Below are 18,094 nucleotides of genomic sequence, written 5' to 3'. Positions count from 1 at the left end.
GATCAGGCGCTGCGGGTCGGGCGGTCCAGGATGCGGCGGCCGAACAGGCTGGCGGTCAGTTCGACGAGGATGCGCGCGCTCTTGCCGCGATCGTCGAGGAACGGGTTCAGTTCCACGAGGTCGAGCGAGGCGACGAGGCCGCTATCGCAGAGCATTTCCATGATCAGGTGCGCCTCGCGGAACGTCCCGCCGCCGGGGACCGTCGTGCCGACGCCCGGTGCGATCTCGGGATCGAGGAAATCCACGTCGAAACTGACGTGCAGCAGGCCATCGGCATGGCGCACCGTGTCGATGATCTCGTGCATGATGCGCGCCATGCCGGTCTCGTCGACGGCGCGCATGTCGTAGACGTTGACGCCGTGCTCGGCGATCTCGACGCGCTCGCGCTCGTCGACCGAGCGGATGCCGACCTGGAAGACGTTCTTCGGATCGACCATCGGCCGGTCTGCCGGCAGGATCGGCGCGAACTCGGCTTGCCCACAGAAGAAGGCGACCGGCATGCCGTGCATGTTGCCGGAGGGCGAAGTCTCCGGCGAGTTGAAATCCGCATGCGCGTCCAGCCAGAGGACGAACAGCGGCTTGCCGATCTCGGCGGCGTGGCGGGCCATGCCGGAGACGCTGCCCATGGACAGCGCATGGTCGCCGCCGAGAATGATCGGCACCCGGCCGGCGCGCGCGGCCTCGTGGACGGAAGCGTCGAGCGCGCGGGCGAAGGCTGCGACCATCTGGAGGTTGTTCGCGCGGGAGTGGTTGGCAAGGTCGCGGGCCGGCAGCGGTCGCAGGTCGCCCTCGTCGACCACCGTGTAGCCGAGTTCGGCGAGCGTCGTGTCGATGCCGGCGATCCGCAGCGCCGCCGGGCCCATGGCGGCGCCGCGGCGCCCCGAGCCTTCCTCGATCGGCGCGCCGATCAGCGCGATGGTCTTTTTTGCTGTCGCCATCAGTCTTCCCCGCAGAGCGTGTTTGCTTGCATTCCGGTATGCCGGATCCTGCGCGATTATTGTCTTTCAGCGCGTTGGCAAATAGATGAAAAACTGACAGATAGAAGGGCAATATGAGTATTTTGAGAAGGTGAGTTAGGCAAGATGATAACGCTGGACGATCTCGACCACAGCCTCATCAGCGCGCTTCGTCATAACGCGCGCACGCCTGTCTCCTCGCTCGCGGCCCTGACGGGCGCGTCGCGGGCGACGGTGTCCGCCCGCATCGACCGGTTGGTGAAGTCGGGAACGATCGCCGCCTTCACCATTCGCACCGGCACCGAACTCAGCGGCAGCGGCGTGCGCGCCATCGTGCTCATCGAGGTGCTGGGAAAGATGGCCGATCGGGTGGCGGCGCAACTACGCGGGCTGCCGCAGGTGCGCGCGCTGCACTCCACCAACGGACGGTGGGATCTCATCGCCGAGCTGGAAGACCGGGACCTCGGCACCTTCGACGAGACCCTGCACAAGATCCGGCTGATCGACGGGATCAACTCGACGGAAACGAACATCCTGCTGAAGACGACGAAGAGCGGGCTGACCTGACCGGCTCGCGCGGCCGGTATCCGACCTTCTCCGCCGCCCGGCTCAGTATTCCTTCTCGTAGAAGATGCCTGCGGCGCCGGCGCCGTTGCTGCCGGCCTCGCCGCGCAATTTCACGCCCCGGCCGATGTCGAGATTGATCGCCGCCTTGCCGCCGCCGCTCTCGGGGTCCTGCTTCAGCTCCAGATAGGTCCGGTCGTTGAGGTACTTGCCGGCCGAGACCTGCGCGCGCCCCTGCGAATCGGTAGTGATGTCGAGGTCGTCGATCCCGAGCTTGCTGCGCAGGCTGTTGAGGAGCGATCCACCGCCGCCGCCGGCGAGATCGGCGACGGCGGCGGCGAGCTGGGCGATCTGGAAGGCGGACAGGTTATTCATCGAGCGGCCGAAGATCAGCCGCGCCAGGATCTCGTCCTGCGGCAGGGCCGGCGAGGAGGTGAACGTCACGGCGGGATTGTTGGCCGGCCCGACGATGTTGATGTTGATCGTCGTCGAATTGGCGCTCGAGGTGGCGACGAAATTGATGGTCGGAATGAGCCCGCCGGTGAAGCCGATATGGCCGCTGGTGAAATCGATCCGTTTGGCGAGGATCTCGATCCGCCCGCGCCGGAGGTCGAAGCCGCCGGAGACGGCTGGTGCAAGCGAGGTGCCACGCAGCGTCAGGCTGCCGCCGAGTTCCGCATTGATGCCGCGGCCGCGCACGAAGATGCGGTTTGGTGCATTGATCGCAAGGTCGAGGCCGATGCCGCGGACGTTGGTGCCGTCGCCACCGCCACCCTGGTCGGCGCGCAACGCCGCCGCCATGGCTTTGACGTCGGCCGGCGCGTTGCGGTGCTCGATGTCGATCTCGGCGAGCGAGGCCGGCAGCTTCTGCGGAATGGTGATGTTGGCGCTGCTGATGTCGATCCGGCCGCCGATGACGGGGCCTGCCAGGAGCGGGCCCCGGATCGTGACGTTGCCGTTGAGGTTCGCCGTGACCAGCCGGCCATCGACATAGGTGACGTCGTCGAGGCGGATCGTGATGTCGGCAGGGAAGTTCGAGCCGGGGACGGTGCCGATCGATCCCGTCGCGGTGATCCGGCCGCCCGTCGCCACATTGCCACTGAACTGCTGGATGACGGCCTGGCGGCCGTCCAGCGCGACGCGTGCTGTCAGGTTCTCGACGGACACGTTGCGGCGGACGTCGACGAGGCGGCTGCCGGAGGTGGCGACTGTGCCGGTGATGACGGGGCTTCTGGCCGCGCCGGTCACCTTGAGGTCGACATTGGCATTTCCGGTGAGCGTGAAGCCCTGCTGTGCCAGTTGGCTTTGCAAAAGGGCAAAGGGAAGCGTGCCGTTGAAGCTCAGGTCGAGCTGCATGTTGCCGGCGACGCCAGCGGTGCCACCGCCGCGGAAGGCGAGGCCGCTTGGGCCGGAAAGGCGCGTCTGCACGCGCACCGTGTTGTTGGCGAACTGGCCGTCGGCTGCGATCGTCAGGGCGCCGACGCCGGCGGCGCGGGTGTGGCTCGTGGCGGCGTTGTTCCAGGTGAGGTCGTAGGCCACTTGCGGTGCTGCGGCCGTGCCCCGGACGTTGACGGTGCCGCCGATCGCGCCCTCGGCGCCGAGGCCCGCGGAGAAGACGTTGGCAAGGCTCGCCGGCACCGCCTTGATGCGGACGGCGAGGCCGAGGTTTTCTCCTGCCGTGCCGCTGACGGCGATGTTGCCGCTTCCGGTCTGGATGGTGAAGTCGTTCATAGTGACCGCGCCGTCGCGCAGCGTCAGCCGGGCCGGGCGGGACAGGTGGAGCGCGATGCCGCGCGGGGTGCCCTGCAGCGTATCGAGCGCGATCGCCATGCCGCCCTGCTGCTGCTCCACCGAGCCCTTGACGGCGAGCGGCGCACCGTCGAAGCGGGCGCCGAGGTCGAAGAGCGTCCGTGGTCCCTGCTGGTTGAAGTTCAGCGCCAGCGCGTCGATGCGGTTGGCGCCGGAGGCGAAGGCATCCGCCCGGACGCTGCCGGTGATCGCAAGCGACCGCAGGTCGGCGGTCCGCAGATCGATGTTCGGCCGGACGATCCGCAACTGGTCGCGGGTGATGCCGGACCCTATGGCCTGCAGGCTGATCGCGGTCCTGCCGTTCTCCGTGTCGATGGTCGCCGAGCCCTTCAGGTCGCCTTCTGCCTGCTGGCCCGCCATGGCCGCGAGCAGGCCGATATCGGGAAGATCGAACTCGACGTTGCCGTCGGGAAGAAAGCCGTCGTCCAGCGTCAGTGCGCCGGTCAGCACGTTCTCGCCGATGCGGGCGTCGATGGAGGGGATCGAGATCCGGCCGTCCTGCGAGGCGACATTGGTCTTGACGTTGATCGCCTGTCCGCCGATAGCGCCTGTCGCCGTCAGGTTTCCGGTGGGCGAATTGCGATCGGCGGTACCGTCGACGGTGACGACGAGATCGCTGAGTGTGCGGCCGGCGAGCTCGGCACCGCTGGACTGGAGCTCGGCCTTGACGCCGAGCGCGCTGACGGGACCGGTGGCGGAGGCGGTGAAGGTCGCCCGCCCGCGGGCATCGGCGAGAAGCTTTCCGAGGTCCGGCAGCGTGCCGGAAAGGTTGGCCTCGAGGGTCTCGCCGGAAAGGCGGGCGGTGCCCTCCGCGTTGATGGTTCCCGACGCCACGTCGAAGGACTGGACGTTAAGGACGCCATCGCCGCCACGGACGACGTCGGCGGTCAGGCGGAGGGGCGTGTCGAAGCGGCCAGCCGCGGCGGAGGGAAGCGTGCCCGGTGCCACCGTGGCTTCCACTTTCACTGCGGCGGATGCGTCCGCGGTGACGAAATGCCCGTCGGCGCGCGCGTCGAGGCCGGTGCCGGCGAGCGTGACATTGCTGAAGCTGACGCGCTCCGGCGTGACGGCAAGGTCCGCCGCGACGTTCAGCGGCGCCTGCAGCAGGCGGTTGACGTCGGCATTTCCAAGATCCATGGCGGCGGCCGAAATTCCCGCCTTGAGGTTGCCGCGGCGGCCGATGAGATCGAAGGCCGCGCTGTTGACGGTGATGTCGGCATTCGTCACCGATCCCTGCGGCGTCTCGAGGGAGGCGACGGTTGTCGTCAGCGCCAGTGCGGCAGCGCTCAGTTCGCCGGAGAGCGTCAGTTGCGCTGCCTGGATGCGGGCCGTGGCCGCGCCGCCATCCTTCAGCGGAATGCGGTATTCTGCCGGGCCGTTCGTCGTCGCAAGCGTCAGGGCGAGGCTGCTGTGGCCGGCCGGATTGGCGGCGCCGGAAATCGTGATCACGCCCTCGCCGGCGCCGATCGAGAGGTTTTCGAAGGCGATGTTGCCGTCGAGGATGGAGATCGAGGCCGCCTCCTGCAGTCGCAGCGGGAAGCCGGCAACGACGGCGTCCAGCGCCTTGAGCGCGACCACGGTGGTGGCATCGTGCCGGGCGACGCTGCCTTCCACGACAAGCGGCGCGTTCTCGTAGCGACCGGAAACGTCGAAGCCGGTGAGGCTGCCGGAATGGCTGAAATTGACGACCGGCGTCTCCAGGTCGTTCTCGCCGACACGGGCGACATTGGCGCGCAGCGTGCCGGTGACGGCGATGGCCGAGAGGTCCTCGATCGTTGCTTCCAGCGCAGGGCCGAGAATGGCCGCGGTGTCGCGGCGGATCTCGCTGCCCTGGGCTGCGACGACAAGCGAGCCCTTGCCGTCGGTGTTGGTGAAGGTCAGTGTGCCGGCGAGGTCGCCGGTGGCGCTCTGGCCGGCAAGGGCCGCAAGCGTGGCGAGCTCGGGGAACTCGAAGCGGATCGTGCCGTCCGGCATGAAATTCTCGCCGAGCGTCAGCGCACCCTGCAGCCTGTTGTCGCCCACGGTCGCCTCGATCGTCGGCACCGCGATTGCGCCGCCCGAGGAGGTGACGCTGGAGCGCAGCTCGATCGGCTGGCCGTTCATCGAGGCGGCAAGCGTGAAGTCGCCGGCAGGGGCGGCAGCGGAGGCGCGGCCGGTCAGGTCGACCGAAAGATTGTCGAGCGTGCGTCCGGAAAGGGCGAGCTGCGGCGCGGTGACCTTTGCTTGGATATTGGCCGCGTCGAGCGGGCCTGTGGCGGTCGCGTCGAAGGCGATCTCGCCGCTGCCGCCGGCGATGAAGGCGCCGGCATCGATCAGGCGCCCCGCAAGCTTCGCCTGCACTTCGCCGTCCGACAGGTCGATATTGCCCGAGGCTTCAGCGATGTTCGAGCGCAGCCGGAGCTGCGACAGCGACACCGCGCCGCCGGGACCGATCGCGGCCTGGCCGTCAAGCCCGATGGTGCCCTCCAGCTTCGCCGCCATCGCCTCGGGCAGAACCGAGGGCAGCGCGAACAGCTTGAAGGCGGCATTGCCGGCGCCTGCGGTAAACCCGTAGCTGCCGGTGATCTCGCCGCCGATGCTGGTGCTTTCGATGGTCGCCGGCTCGAAGGTCAACTGGTCGGGGGCCACCGCCAGCGCCGCGGTGACCTTCATCGGCGTGCCGACGAGACGGTCGAGATTGGGATCGCGCATCTCCGAGCGCTCGGCGGTGAGCGTCACGGTGGCGTGCCCGGTCCGCGTCGAGACATTGAAATCGGCGCTGCTTGCCGTCATCAGCACGTTTTCGAGCTGCCCCTGCGGCATATCGATGGCGGCGGCGTTGATATTGACGTTGACGCGCGTTCCCTCGGCCGGGCCGGAGGCTGCGAGTTGCAGGCCGTGCAGGTCGAGCGCGAGTTCGCCCGATGCCAGCGGCCACCGGATCGGGATCGGCGGCCTACCGTCCGCTGCTTCCAGGAGGATCGACAGGTCGTTCTCGCCGGTCGTCTGCAAGGCGCCGGACGCCGTCATCGTCATCGCGCCGGTCGAGACCTGCCCGCGCTCGATCCGGAGCAGGCTGGAGCCGTTGGTGGCTGCCGTCACGTCGATGGCCGTGGTGCCGGAAAAGAGCGGGCGCAGATGCTGCGGCAGCAGGTCCTCGAACATGCCGCCGCCTTTCAGCGCGACGGTGTGCAATCCCTGGGTCGACAGATCGTGGCGGGCGTCCAGGGCCAGCACCTCGTTGCCGTCGAGGGCGCCGGTCAGCCGGCCGGCCCATTGCGACAGCGGCCCGTCGCCGGTGAGGTTCAAGGCGACGGCGGGCTCGCCGGGAATGCCGAGCGCGCGGGCGAGCATGCCGCCCGGCGGCTCGGCGACGTCGGCCTTCAGCCGCAGTTCGTTCGCGGTCGGGTTGAACACGAGGTCGGCCACCGCGGAGGCGCCGCGCCTGTCCTTCTCGGTCACCGCCAGGTTCAGCGCCACGCCCTGTCGGTCGAAGCCGCCGCTGCCGGCAAGGCGCAGCCGCTGCTCCTGCCCGGCGACCGCTTCGGCAAGCAGGATATCCGGAATGTCGAGCTTCTCGACCCAGACCGTGACCGGCAGCGAGAAGGAGCTCTCGGAGGCGGGTTGCTCGCCGGCGCCCGGAACCGGGCGTCGCTGGACGGTGACTGCCTCGGCTGCGACGCGGTCGGCGTTGAACTGCAGGGCGAAGAGGTCGAGCGGCGACCAGTCGACGGCGAGGTTGCGGATCTGCGCATAGACGCCCTCGCGGTCGCTGAGCGTGATCGTGCCGGCGCGCAGGCTGCCGGTGAGGAGGCCGGACGGATCGGAGATCGAAACGCGGGTGTCCGACTGCGCCGTCGCATCCTCGACGAAGGAGGCCACGAGCCGGGCGCCCGGATCGGTGAAGCCGACGAAACCGATCGCTGCGAGGATCACGACGAGGAACAGGGCGACGACGTAGCCCAGATAGCGAAGCCCCTGCAGCAGGATATTGACGAACCGGCTCATGATTCACGTCCTAAAGCAAAACGGTGGCCAGGGGAATCCGTCGCGCTCCCATGCGCGCCGGGGCCCGGCTGCTCAGAAGGCCTGGCCGATGCCGGCATAGATGCCGAACGAATCGCCGCCCTCGTAGGGGTTCAGCGGCACGGCGACGTCCAGGCGGATCGGCCCGAAGGGCGTGCCGTAGCGCAGTCCGACGCCGGCGCCGGCGCGGATGTCGCTGAAATCCGGCAGTTCGTCGCGCGAGACCGTACCCACGTCGATGAAGGGGACGATGCCGATCGTCTCCGTCACGTTGACGCGGACCTCGGCCGAGGCGACGACATAGGAGCGGCCGCCGAGCAACTCGTCGTCGTCGTTGCGCGGGGAGATGTCCTGGTAACCGTAGCCGCGCACCGTGCCGCCGCCGCCGAGATAGAAGCGGCGCGGCGCCGGGATATCGGACAGCTTCGGCGCGCCGATGATCGTGCCTGCGCCAAGCCTGCCGGCGAGGACCACGCGATCGTCCGCCCCCAGCGCCTGGTAGACCGAGCCGGACGTCTCGAAGCTCGAGAAGAAGGTGCTGCGCTCGAACTCGTAGGTCGGCTTGGCATTGATCATTGCCCGGTAGCCGGTCGTCGGATTGAGCTTGTTGTCGCGCGTGTCGCGGACATATTCGAGCGGAATGGCGGTCGTCAGGTAGAAGTTGTCGCCGAAGGGGTCGTCCACCTGCATGGCCGCGACCTCGGCGCTGCCCGACACGGTGTCGTAGTCGCTCAGCTCGAACGTCGCCCCGACGGCGAGCGTCCCGGTGGTGGCATAATAGGCGTCGGTGTCGTCGATCGCCGCCTTGATGCTGGCCGTGAAGGTGGAGGCGGGGCCGAAGGCGCCGGGCTTGGCGAACAGCAGGCCGAGCGTATAGCCGATGTCGTCGACGCCGTTGCCTTCGCCGATGCCGTTGACCGAGCCCTCGATCCGTAGCGATTCGGCCCTGCCGAAAAGGTTTCGGTGGCCCCAGTAGCCCTGGAGGCCGAAACCGTCGAGCGTGGAGAACTGGGCGCCCGCGCCGAAATAGCGCATCTTGCCTTCGGAGACCTCGATCGTCATCGGCAACGATCCGTCGGGGGCCAGCTTGTCGGCCTGCTTGATCGTCACGCTGGAGAAGACGCCGAGCTGTCGCAGCCGGTCGGCCGCCTTGGAGAGACGCTCGGGCGAGTAGGGCTGGCCGGCATTGATCCGCGAATAGTATTTGACGAAGCCGGCATCCACGTCCTTCGTCCCGGTGACGCCGACCTCGCCGACATCGGCGACCGGTCCGCCTTCGGCCGCAATGATGACGTCGACCGTGTTCGTCTTGTGGTCGGCGATCGCCTGCCGGTCCGTCAGCTTTGCCAGGGGACGGCTCTCGGCCTTCAGGTTCGCCACCACCCGCTCGCCGGCGGCGATGATGATCGTCGAATCGGCCCGTGCGCCGCGAACGAGGCCATAGTCGGCCGGGGTACGGCCGGCGGCGTCGCCCTTCAGCGTCACGGTGTCGAAGGTGAAGGCGGGGCCGGGGTGCACGGTGACGCTGACGGGCACGGCGCCGGACGGGAAGGAGGGGTCGGGCGGAAGGGAATCGATCGGCGTCCCGGCGATGCGGACATCCACCACGCCGCCGTAGCGCGCCTTCTCATAGAGTGCTGCGAGAATGCGGTCGCGATCGTCGCGCGCCTTGATCAGGAGGCCGAGGTCGCCGGAGACGGGCTCGCCTTCGTTCTGCTTGAGCAGTGCTGCCGCCTCGATCACGCCCTTCAACTCGTCATCGTCGGTGCCGGCGTCGAAGGTCAGCGTATAGTTGACCGGGTCGATGACTTCGGGCTCTTCCTCGTCGCTCTCGAAGAAGCGCATGCCGAAGATCTTGAAGGCGAAGGCGGGCTCGGCGGCGAGCGGCAGAATCGCAAGCGTCGAGGCAAGCGCAAGACTTGTCCCAGCCCGCAAGAACGCAATACCCAATTTCGGCCGGTCGATACGCTGCCGCATCCGCTGTTGCTGCCTCTTCCCTTTCCGGGGGTCGTCCGCCTGACGCGGTCACTCCCCGGATTGTGCGGCACGTGCAGTCCGAACGACGGTCTGACAGGCCACCCAGGCTCGAATTGACTCTAGCCCGTTAGCATTTCCCTAAGATTAACGGCCGTTCTAGCCCGGGAGCGGAAAAAATTGAAGCGTCTTGCGGATTTCCGTCGCGACCGTTGCATCCATGCAAAAGACCCCGGACGAAGCCGGGGTCTTGTTCAAGGTGCGATGCCGTGTTCCGTTTCGGATCAGCAATCGTCGATGTAGCGGCGGCCGTAGCGATCGCGGTAGTAGCACTGGCCCGGCTGATCGGCGACGTGGCCGATCAGGGCGCCGCCGACGCCGCCGATGGCTGCACCGACGGCCGCGCCGCGGACGTTGCCGGTGACCGCGCCGCCGATGATCGCACCGGTCGCCGCGCCGATGCCGGCGCCTTTCTCCGTCTGCGTGCAGCTGGCGACCGACAGGCCGGCCAGCACGAGCGCAATGGCTTTCTTCATCAAAATCTCTCCAGGGTTGAGCGGGGCACGCAGGCCGCCGCTGTCGCACGTCACTTGAAACCAGCCGCGCCGGCTTGTTCCGCAAGCAATGTCACATTTGCGAACAATAAGGCGGAAAATGGGGAAGTCTATGGGTTTAAAGTATTTTTTTGGCTCGTGAATAAAGCGCGCCGGTCTGCCGTCGTGATTCAATTTTGCGACAGATTTCGCCGAAGGGGAAAAGAAGCGGTTGATCGCAAATTGAAAACGTCGAATGATGCGTTCGCTGCCTGGCTGTGACGTCGAGGGTCGTCGCATGTCAGGGCCGTTCGGAGGTTCGGCGCGCAGCAGGAGGAAATCCGCAGGTGTTTCGGGTAAGCGAATTCGCCGCAAAAGCCGCTTTCGGATCCCGAGTACCTCGCGCGTGCATCGTCACGAGGGAGGAAGCGCATGACGAAGGTTACGATGACGGTCAACGGCCGTCAGGTGAGCGGTGATGTCGAGGATCGCACGCTGCTCGTCCATTTCATTCGCGACAGGCTCGGCCTGACCGGCACGCATGTCGGCTGCGACACGTCCCAATGCGGCGCCTGCGTCGTGCACATGGACGGAAAGTCGATCAAGAGCTGTTCCACCCTGGCGGTCCAGGCCGCCGGATCCTCCGTCACCACGATCGAGGGCCTTGCCCAGGGCGGCGAGCTGCATCCGGTTCAGGCGGCCTTCAAGGCCAATCACGGCCTGCAGTGCGGTTTCTGCACGCCCGGCATGGTGATGGCCGCCGTCGACATGATCAACCGCTATGGCGGCACTCTCGACGAGAAGACGGTCCGGGAAAACCTCGAGGGCAACATCTGTCGCTGCACGGGCTACCACAACATCGTCAAGGCCATTCTCGCCGCCGCTTCGGACATGAGCGCGGGGCGGCAGGCCGCGGAATGATGATTTCTGGGCGAATAGCGAATAGTGAGTAGCGAATGGTTGGAGATGCGCTTCCTGGCGCAACCTGCAAACTGCTCGATCCTATTCGCCATTGGCTATTCGCTACTCGCTGTTCTCTCGGGAGGAGATGACTGATGGGCGTTGAAGGCATTGGCGCACGCGTGGCGCGCAAGGAAGACAAGCGGTTTCTGACCGGCAAGGGCCGGTATACGGACGACATGGTCGTGCCGGGCATGAAATATGCGGCGTTCGTGCGCTCTCCGCACGCGCACGCAAAGATCAGGGGCATCGACAGTTCGGCCGCAGAGGGGATGCCGGGCGTCATCGGCGTGCTGAACGGCCAGCAGATGCTCGACGACGGCATCGGCAACCTGATCTGCGGCTGGATGATCCATTCCAAGGACGGCAGCCCGATGAAGATGGGCGCCTGGCGGCCGCTGGCGCACGAGACGGTGCGCTATGTCGGCGATGCCGTGGCGGTCGTCGTCGCCGACAGTGTCGGCGAGGCACGCGACGCGGCCGAGGCCGTGGTGGTCGACTACGAGGAACTTCCGGCCGTGACCGATGCGGCGACGGCGCTGCGGGGCGGCCAGCCGCAGCTCCATCCCGAGGCCGGCGGCAATCTCATCTACGACTGGGCGATCGGAACCGCCGAGGCCGAGACCGATGCGGCGATCGCAGCGGCCGCCCACGTCACCGAGATGACGATCGTCAACAACCGGCTGGCGCCGAACCCGATGGAGCCTCGCGCCGCGCTCGGGATCTACGACGTCGGCGAGGATCACTATACCTGCTACACGACCAGCCAGAACCCGCATGTGGCCCGTCTGGTGATGAGCGCGTTCTACAATGTCGCGCCGGAGAACAAGCTACGCGTGATCGCGCCGGACGTCGGCGGCGGTTTCGGCTCCAAGATCTTCATCTATCCGGAGGAGATCGTCTGTCTGTGGGCGTCCAGGCGCACCGGCGTGCCGGTGAAGTGGACGTCCGACCGCACCGAGGCCTTCCTGACCGACGCGCACGGTCGCGACCACCTGTCGACGGTGAAGATGGCGTTCGACGGCGACAACCGCATCACGGCGCTGAAGGTCGATACCATCGCCAATTTCGGGGCCTACATGTCGCTGTTCTCGTCGGCCGTGCCGACCTATCTCTATGCGACGCTGCTCTCCGGCCAGTACGCGATCCCGGCGATCCACGCCAATGTCCGGGCGGTCTATACGAATACCGCGCCGGTGGATGCCTATCGCGGTGCCGGGCGGCCGGAGGCGACCTATCTCCTCGAGCGCACGATCGAGACGGCGGCACGCGAACTCGGCGTCTCGCCGGCGGAGTTGCGGCGCAAGAACTTCATCCGCTCCTTCCCCCACCAGACGCCGGTGATCATGAACTACGACGCCGGCGACTACGAGGCCTCGCTGGAGGCGGCGATGAAGGAGGCCGACTGGGCGGGCTTCGGGGCGCGCAAGGCCCAAGCCGAGGGACGCGGCATGAAGCGCGGCATCGGCATGAGCTGCTACATCGAAGCCTGCGGTATCGCGCCGTCGGCTGCGGTCGGATCGCTCGGCGCGGGCGTGGGCCTGTGGGAATCGGCGGAGGTGCGGGTGAACGCCGTCGGCACGATCGAGGTGCTGACCGGCTCGCACAGCCATGGCCAGGGCCATGAGACCACCTTCGCCCAGCTTGTCGCCGACCGTTTCGGCGTACCGATCGACAGCGTCTCGATCGTCCATGGCGACACCGACAAGGTGCAGATGGGCATGGGCACCTACGGTTCGCGCTCGGGTGCGGTCGGCATGTCGGCCATCGTCAAGGCGCTCGACAAGGTCGAGGCCAAGGCGAAGAAGATCGCAGCCCACCTGATGGAGGCCGACGAGAGCGACATCGTCATCGAAAACGGCGAGGCGAAGGTCGCCGGCACCGACAAGACGGTGCCCTGGTTCCAGGTGGCGCTGTCCGCCTACACCGCCCACAACCTTCCGGCCGGCATGGAGCCGGGGCTGAAGGAAGGGGCGTTCTACGATCCGTCGAACTTCACCTTCCCGGCCGGCTGCTACATCTGCGAGGTCGAGATCGATCCGGAAACCGGCAAGACCGAGATCGTCCAGTTCGTCGCGGCCGACGACTTCGGCAACATCATCAATCCGATGATCGTCGAGGGACAGGTCCATGGCGGCATCGCCCAGGGCATCGGCCAGGCGCTGCTCGAGGGCGTGCACTACGATCCGCAGACGGGCCAGCTCCTGACCGCCAGCTACATGGACTATGCGATGCCGCGCGCCGACGACCTGCCGTCGTTCAAGGTCTCGCACCAGAATACGCCGTGCCCCAACAATCCGCTCGGGATCAAGGGCTGCGGCGAGGCGGGCGCCATCGGCTCGCCGCCGGCACTGATGAACGCGATCACGGATGCAATCGGCAACAACGACCTGACCATGCCGGCCACGCCCCAGAAGGTGTGGGCGGCGGCGCATGCGGCGCAGTGAGGGGAGAACGGAGATGTATGAAACCAATTACCATCGCGCGTCCTCGGTCGCAGACGCCGTTCGCCTCAAGGGGGCCTCGGAGGAAAGCAAGTATGTTTCGGGCGGGATGACGCTGATCCCGACGATGAAACAGAGACTGGCGGCCCCCACCGATCTCGTCGATCTCAGGCATGTCGCCGAGATGAAGGGGATCACGGTCTCGGGCGGCAGCGTGCGCATCGGTGCGGCGACGACCCATGCCGAGGTCGCGCAGTCTTCCGACATCAAGGCGGCCTGCCCGGCGCTCGCCCATCTCGCCTCGCTGATCGGCGATCCGCATGTGCGCCACATGGGCACGATCGGCGGCTCCATCGCTAACAACGACCCAGCCGCCGACTATCCCTCGGCCATGCTGGCGCTGGGAGCGACGATCGTGACAGACAGGCGCGAGATCGCCGCGGACGATTTCTTCACCGGCCTGTTCGAAACGGCGCTGGCGGACGACGAGATCGTCGTCGCCGTGACCTTCAGGCCGCCGGAGAGGGCCGGATACTGCAAGTTCCCGAACCCGGCTTCGCGCTATGCGATGACGGGGGTGTTCGTGACCAGGGGAGCGGACGGCGTGCGGGTCGGCGTCACCGGCGCGGGCGCGGACGGCGTGTTCCGTCATGCCGCCATGGAGGCCGCACTTGCCGGCAATTTTTCACCGCAGGCACTTGCCGGCGTGACAACCGATCCGTCCGACCTTCTGTCGGATATCCATGGAAGCGCGGAGTATCGGGCCAACCTCGTCGCCGTTATGGCCCGGCGGGCGGTTGCGGCGGCATGAGGCCTGCCGGCTGCGGCTGACGACACATCGAGGACGGCTCCGGCCGTCCTCGCCTTGCGTGATACTTGACATGCATCAAGCAAGAGTGGTTTCTGCCATTGTAACCTATCTTGGAATGTTTCAAAGGTAGGTGCGGTTTTGCCGCAGTGCCTTTGCGTTGCGGCAGTGGCCTTCGGGGTGTAGTTCGAAGGTGAAGCGGGCGCTATCTCGCCCGGGCATGCCGGGGAACCGGTCTGGAGACACAGATGGACTTTGAGGCTTTCTTCAAGAACGAGTTGGACGGGCTGCACCAGGAAGGCCGCTATCGCGTCTTCGCAGAACTGGAGCGGCAGAGCGGCGGGTTTCCCAAGGCGACGCGCTACACCGGTTCGGGCACGCAGGAAGTCACTGTCTGGTGCTCCAACGACTACCTCGGCATGGGACAGCATCCGAAGGTCACCGAGGCAATGAAGCTTGCGATCGACCAGTGTGGCGCGGGTGCTGGCGGCACCCGCAACATCTCGGGCACGAACCATTATCACGTTCTCCTCGAGCGCGAGCTCGCCGACCTGCACGGCAAGGAGGCAGCCCTGCTGTTCACCTCCGGCTATGTCTCCAACTGGGCCGCGCTCGGCACCCTCTGTTCCAAGATCCCCGGCATCGTCATGTTTTCCGACGCCGGCAACCACGCCTCCATGATCGAAGGCATCCGCCATTCGAAGTGCGAGCGGGTGATCTGGAAGCACAACGACCTGAAGGACCTGGAAGCGAAACTCGCCGCAGCCGATCCCAAGGCGCCGAAGATCATTGCCTTCGAATCGGTCTACTCGATGGATGGCGACATCGCGCCGATCAGGGAAATCTGCGACCTCGCCGACAAATACGGCGCCATGACCTATCTCGACGAGGTGCACGCGGTCGGCATGTACGGCCCGCGCGGCGGCGGAATCGCCGAGCGCGAAGGGCTGATGCACCGCCTGACGGTGATCGAAGGCACGCTCGGCAAGGCCTTCGGCGTCATGGGCGGCTACATCGCCGCCTCCACCGCGCTCTGCGACTTCATCCGCTCGTTTGCCTCGGGCTTCATCTTCACGACCGCGCTGCCGCCGACGCTCGCTGCCGGTGCGCTGGCCTCGATCCGGCACCTGAAGGAAAGCCAGCAGGAACGCTTCGCCCATCAGGAACGCGTCCGCCGGCTGCGCTCGCTGCTCGACCGCAACGGCATTCCGCACCTGCCCAACCCCAGCCATATCGTGCCGGTGATTGTCGGCGATGCCGCCAAGTGCAAGTGGATCTCGGACCTGCTGCTCGACAATTTCGGCATCTACGTGCAGCCGATCAACTATCCGACCGTGCCGAAGAAGACCGAGCGCCTGCGCATCACGCCGACGCCGATGCATTCGGATGCCGACATCGATCATCTGGTCGGTGCGCTGCATTCGCTGTGGTCGCGCTGCGCGCTGGCGCGTGCGGTGGCCTGAGCCCGTTCTCTTCGACCCGAGACCTTGCGATGGCCGCGGCTTACGCGGCCATTTCCTTTTGCGCGACGATCTCTCCGGCACGGCGGCGGGCTTCCGAGTCAGCGGCAAAGACCTCGTCCATAGTCCGGGCGGCGGCGAAGCCCGCCATGTCGTCCATCACCTGTTCTGCGATGTCGGCCATGTTGAGAAAGCCGATGCGGCCGTCGCAGAAGGCGTGGAAGGCTGTTTCCTCGGCCGCGTTCATCACCGCACTCTGCACGCCGCCGCGCTCGAGCGCGGTGCGGGCCAGCCGCAGCGCCGGGAAGCGAACCTCGTCCGGCGCCTCGAAATCGAGGCGCGCGAGCTTTGCGAAATCGAGCCGCTCGACGTTCAGTTCCGGCCGGTCGGGATAGGTGAGCGCATAGCCGATCGCGGTGCGCATGTCCGGGCAGCCGAGCTGCGCCAGCACCGAGCCGTCCCGGTAGCCGACCATCGAATGGACGATCGACTGCGGGTGGACGATCACCTCAATCTGGTCGGGCCGGACGTCGAAGAGATGCTTGGCCTCGATCATCTCCAGCGCCTTGTTGAACATCGAGGCGCTGCCGATCGACACCTTCAGGCCCATCGACCAGTTGGGATGGGCCCGGGCGACGGCGGCGGTGACGCCAGCCATCTGCTCGCGCGACCAGGTGCGGAAGGGCCCTCCGGAGGCCGTCAGCACGATCCGCTCAACGGCGTGGCGCTGGTCGTCCTCCAGCGCCTGGAAGATGGCGCTGTGCTCGCTGTCGACCGGGATCAGCCGCCCGCCGCCTTCGCTCACCGCCTGCACGAAGAGATCGCCGGCGGTGACGAGGCATTCCTTGTTGGCGAGCGCGATATCGGCGCCGCGCCTGGCCGCGGCCAGGGTGGGGCCGAGGCCGGCGGTTCCGACGATCGCCGCCATCACCCAGCCGGAGGGGGCGTCTGCCGCCTCCATCAGCGCGCTGCGGCCGGCGCCGACGGCGATGCCGGTGCCGGCCAGCGCCTGCTTCAGGTCCTCGTAGCGGCCTTCATCGGCAGTCACGGCGAAGCTGGCGCCAAACGTCTTCGCCTGCTCGGCCAGAAGTGCGATGTTGCCGTTGCCGGTCAGGGCCGCCACCTCGAAGGTGTCGCGGCCGCCGAGCTGTCCGATCACGTCGAGGGTGCTGGTGCCGATCGAGCCGGTGGAGCCAAGAATCGTGACGCGGCGTCTGTTTGCCTCGCTGGGTGCCATGATTGTTCCGCGATCTTTTTATTGTCTTGATGAGGCTCTACAGCCGATTGACGCGCGCAACAAGCCATTGATGCGCGCGCGGGCGGTTGCGCTGTTGCGCGCGACGCTTGACGTTTTCATCGGAGCGGCCATAACGTCGCCGCTGGCGATCCGTTCGCCTATGACATTTTTGGAGGATGCCCGTGCGGTTATCTTTGAATGCGCTCGCAGCCCTGCTGCTATCCCTCGGTTCCGCCGCGGCCGCTCTCGCCGCCGATGCGCTGCCGCAGGGCCTGAGCGCGACCTGGGTCGTCGAAGACCTCAACGGCAAGGGCGTCATCGATAACCTGCAGACCACGCTGGAGATCCGCACCGACGGATCCTATGGCGGCAATGGCGGCTGCAATACCTATCGCGGCAACCTCAAGTTCGAGGCCGACGGCACGGTGAGCTTCGCCCCGGCGGCGGCGACCCGCAAGATGTGCGCGCCCGCCGTCATGGACCAGGAACAGAAGTTCTTCGACGCGCTCGGCACGGTGCGCTCCTGGCGGCTGGAGAATGGCCTGCTGCACCTGGCCGACAAGGACGGCGGGCATGCGATGCGGCTGGCCCAGCTGAAGAACACCACCGACATCGTGCTGCAGGTGCCGAACACGATCTCGGTCGACCGACAGACCGTGTCCTACAATTGCGACGGCGACCTGAAGCTGAAGGCGGACTATGTGAACGCCGAATCCGTCGCGCTCGCCATCCTCACCTTCGGCGAGAACTTCGTGATCGCCAGCAACGTGTTGTCGGGCTCCGGCGCCCGCTATGCCGGCGGCCAGTTCGAATGGTGGACGAAGGGCGACGAGGGCACGCTGAGAGACCTGACCAAGGGCGAGGACGCAACCGGCATCACCTGCCGCAAGGCGCCCTGACGCCGGCATCGGGGCCCCTTACCGCGACACGGCCAACTGTGCGGAGAAAGCCATGGTTACATTCAACGTCGGCCAGAAGGTCGTCTGCATCGACGACCGCTTCAAGAACGTCTCGATCGACCAGGGCATCCGCAAGGGCCAAGTCTACACGGTGCGCTGGGTCGGCCACTACCGCCACTATGTCGACGGCGACTTCTACGGCATCAAGCTGATGGAACTCTACCGCGGCAACGACGACGGCCCGGAAGGTTACGGCGCCGTCGACATGCCCTTCCGTGCCACCCGCTTCCGCCCGCTCGTCTCCGATCGCATCAAGTCCATGCTCGGTATCAAAGCGCCCGCGCCGAAGAAGGAGGCGAGGCCGTCTGTGGTTCCGTCGGTGAAGCCGAAACCCAGGGTGACGACGCCGGAGAAGGAGCGCGAGGAGGAGAAGGTTTGAGCGGGA

The 18,094-nt window shown here is 66.8% G+C and carries 12 protein-coding genes; 7 read left to right on the top strand and 5 right to left on the bottom strand.

All coding sequences use genetic code 11. From position 1 onward, the window contains the following. Positions 1-2 precede the first annotated feature (2 nt). Complete coding sequence (rocF, locus tag LQK81_RS09855) at positions 3-938, bottom strand: arginase (RefSeq protein WP_230805855.1); 936 nt, start codon at positions 936-938, stop codon at positions 3-5. 144 nt (positions 939-1,082) lie between these two features. On the opposite strand from rocF, the gene LQK81_RS09850 reads away from it, so the two are divergent. Next, complete coding sequence (locus tag LQK81_RS09850) at positions 1,083-1,523, top strand: Lrp/AsnC family transcriptional regulator (protein WP_230805853.1); 441 nt, start codon at positions 1,083-1,085, stop codon at positions 1,521-1,523. Between the two features lie 42 nt (positions 1,524-1,565). Here LQK81_RS09850 and LQK81_RS09845 read toward each other — a convergent pair whose 3' ends face one another. The 3 genes from LQK81_RS09845 to LQK81_RS09835 form a co-directional block, all read right to left on the bottom strand. Beyond that, the gene (locus LQK81_RS09845; protein ID WP_230805851.1) at positions 1,566-7,316 is read right to left on the bottom strand and encodes a translocation/assembly module TamB domain-containing protein; all 5,751 of its coding nucleotides are present in this window, start codon (positions 7,314-7,316) and stop codon (positions 1,566-1,568) included. Between the two features lie 72 nt (positions 7,317-7,388). Beyond that, positions 7,389-9,311 carry an autotransporter assembly complex protein TamA gene (locus LQK81_RS09840; protein ID WP_230805849.1) on the bottom strand — a complete coding sequence of 641 codons (1,923 nt, stop codon included), beginning with the start codon at positions 9,309-9,311 and terminating at the stop codon, positions 7,389-7,391. A gap of 281 nt (positions 9,312-9,592) precedes the next feature. Further along, the gene (locus LQK81_RS09835; RefSeq protein WP_230805847.1) at positions 9,593-9,844 is read right to left on the bottom strand and encodes a glycine zipper domain-containing protein; all 252 of its coding nucleotides are present in this window, start codon (positions 9,842-9,844) and stop codon (positions 9,593-9,595) included. Between the two features lie 429 nt (positions 9,845-10,273). Between LQK81_RS09835 and LQK81_RS09830 the strand changes: the two genes are divergently transcribed. From LQK81_RS09830 to hemA, 4 genes are all read left to right on the top strand, one after another. Next, positions 10,274-10,762 carry a (2Fe-2S)-binding protein gene (locus tag LQK81_RS09830; protein ID WP_230805845.1) on the top strand — a complete coding sequence of 163 codons (489 nt, stop codon included), beginning with the start codon at positions 10,274-10,276 and terminating at the stop codon, positions 10,760-10,762. A gap of 134 nt (positions 10,763-10,896) precedes the next feature. Beyond that, the gene (locus tag LQK81_RS09825; RefSeq protein ID WP_230805843.1) at positions 10,897-13,248 is read left to right on the top strand and encodes a xanthine dehydrogenase family protein molybdopterin-binding subunit; all 2,352 of its coding nucleotides are present in this window, start codon (positions 10,897-10,899) and stop codon (positions 13,246-13,248) included. Positions 13,249-13,261: 13 nt separating this feature from the next. Next, positions 13,262-14,056, top strand: a complete 795-nt coding sequence (locus tag LQK81_RS09820; RefSeq protein ID WP_230805841.1) for an FAD binding domain-containing protein — start codon at positions 13,262-13,264, stop codon at positions 14,054-14,056. A gap of 245 nt (positions 14,057-14,301) precedes the next feature. Continuing rightward, complete coding sequence (hemA, locus tag LQK81_RS09815) at positions 14,302-15,516, top strand: 5-aminolevulinate synthase (RefSeq protein ID WP_230805839.1); 1,215 nt, start codon at positions 14,302-14,304, stop codon at positions 15,514-15,516. Positions 15,517-15,556: 40 nt separating this feature from the next. Here the strand turns inward: hemA and dxr are convergent, their stop codons facing one another. After that, entirely contained in the window at positions 15,557-16,750 is a 1,194-nt protein-coding gene (gene dxr / locus LQK81_RS09810; RefSeq protein ID WP_230805837.1) for a 1-deoxy-D-xylulose-5-phosphate reductoisomerase, read from the bottom strand. Positions 16,751-16,932: 182 nt separating this feature from the next. On the opposite strand from dxr, the gene LQK81_RS09805 reads away from it, so the two are divergent. Together LQK81_RS09805 and LQK81_RS09800 are read left to right on the top strand one after the other, a co-directional pair. Then, positions 16,933-17,649 carry an META domain-containing protein gene (locus tag LQK81_RS09805; protein ID WP_230805835.1) on the top strand — a complete coding sequence of 239 codons (717 nt, stop codon included), beginning with the start codon at positions 16,933-16,935 and terminating at the stop codon, positions 17,647-17,649. 52 nt (positions 17,650-17,701) lie between these two features. Further along, positions 17,702-18,088 (top strand): CAP-Gly domain protein, encoded by a 387-nt coding sequence (locus LQK81_RS09800; RefSeq protein WP_230805833.1) that lies wholly within the window; start codon positions 17,702-17,704, stop codon positions 18,086-18,088. Positions 18,089-18,094: the final 6 nt, after the last annotated feature.

Source organism: Rhizobium sp. GN54, from assembly GCF_021026345.1.
In the GTDB taxonomy this organism is placed as follows: Bacteria; Pseudomonadota; Alphaproteobacteria; order Rhizobiales; family Rhizobiaceae; genus Mycoplana.
Note: the sequence above shows the minus strand (reverse complement) of the source record. Positions and strands in the feature narration are given on the sequence as shown.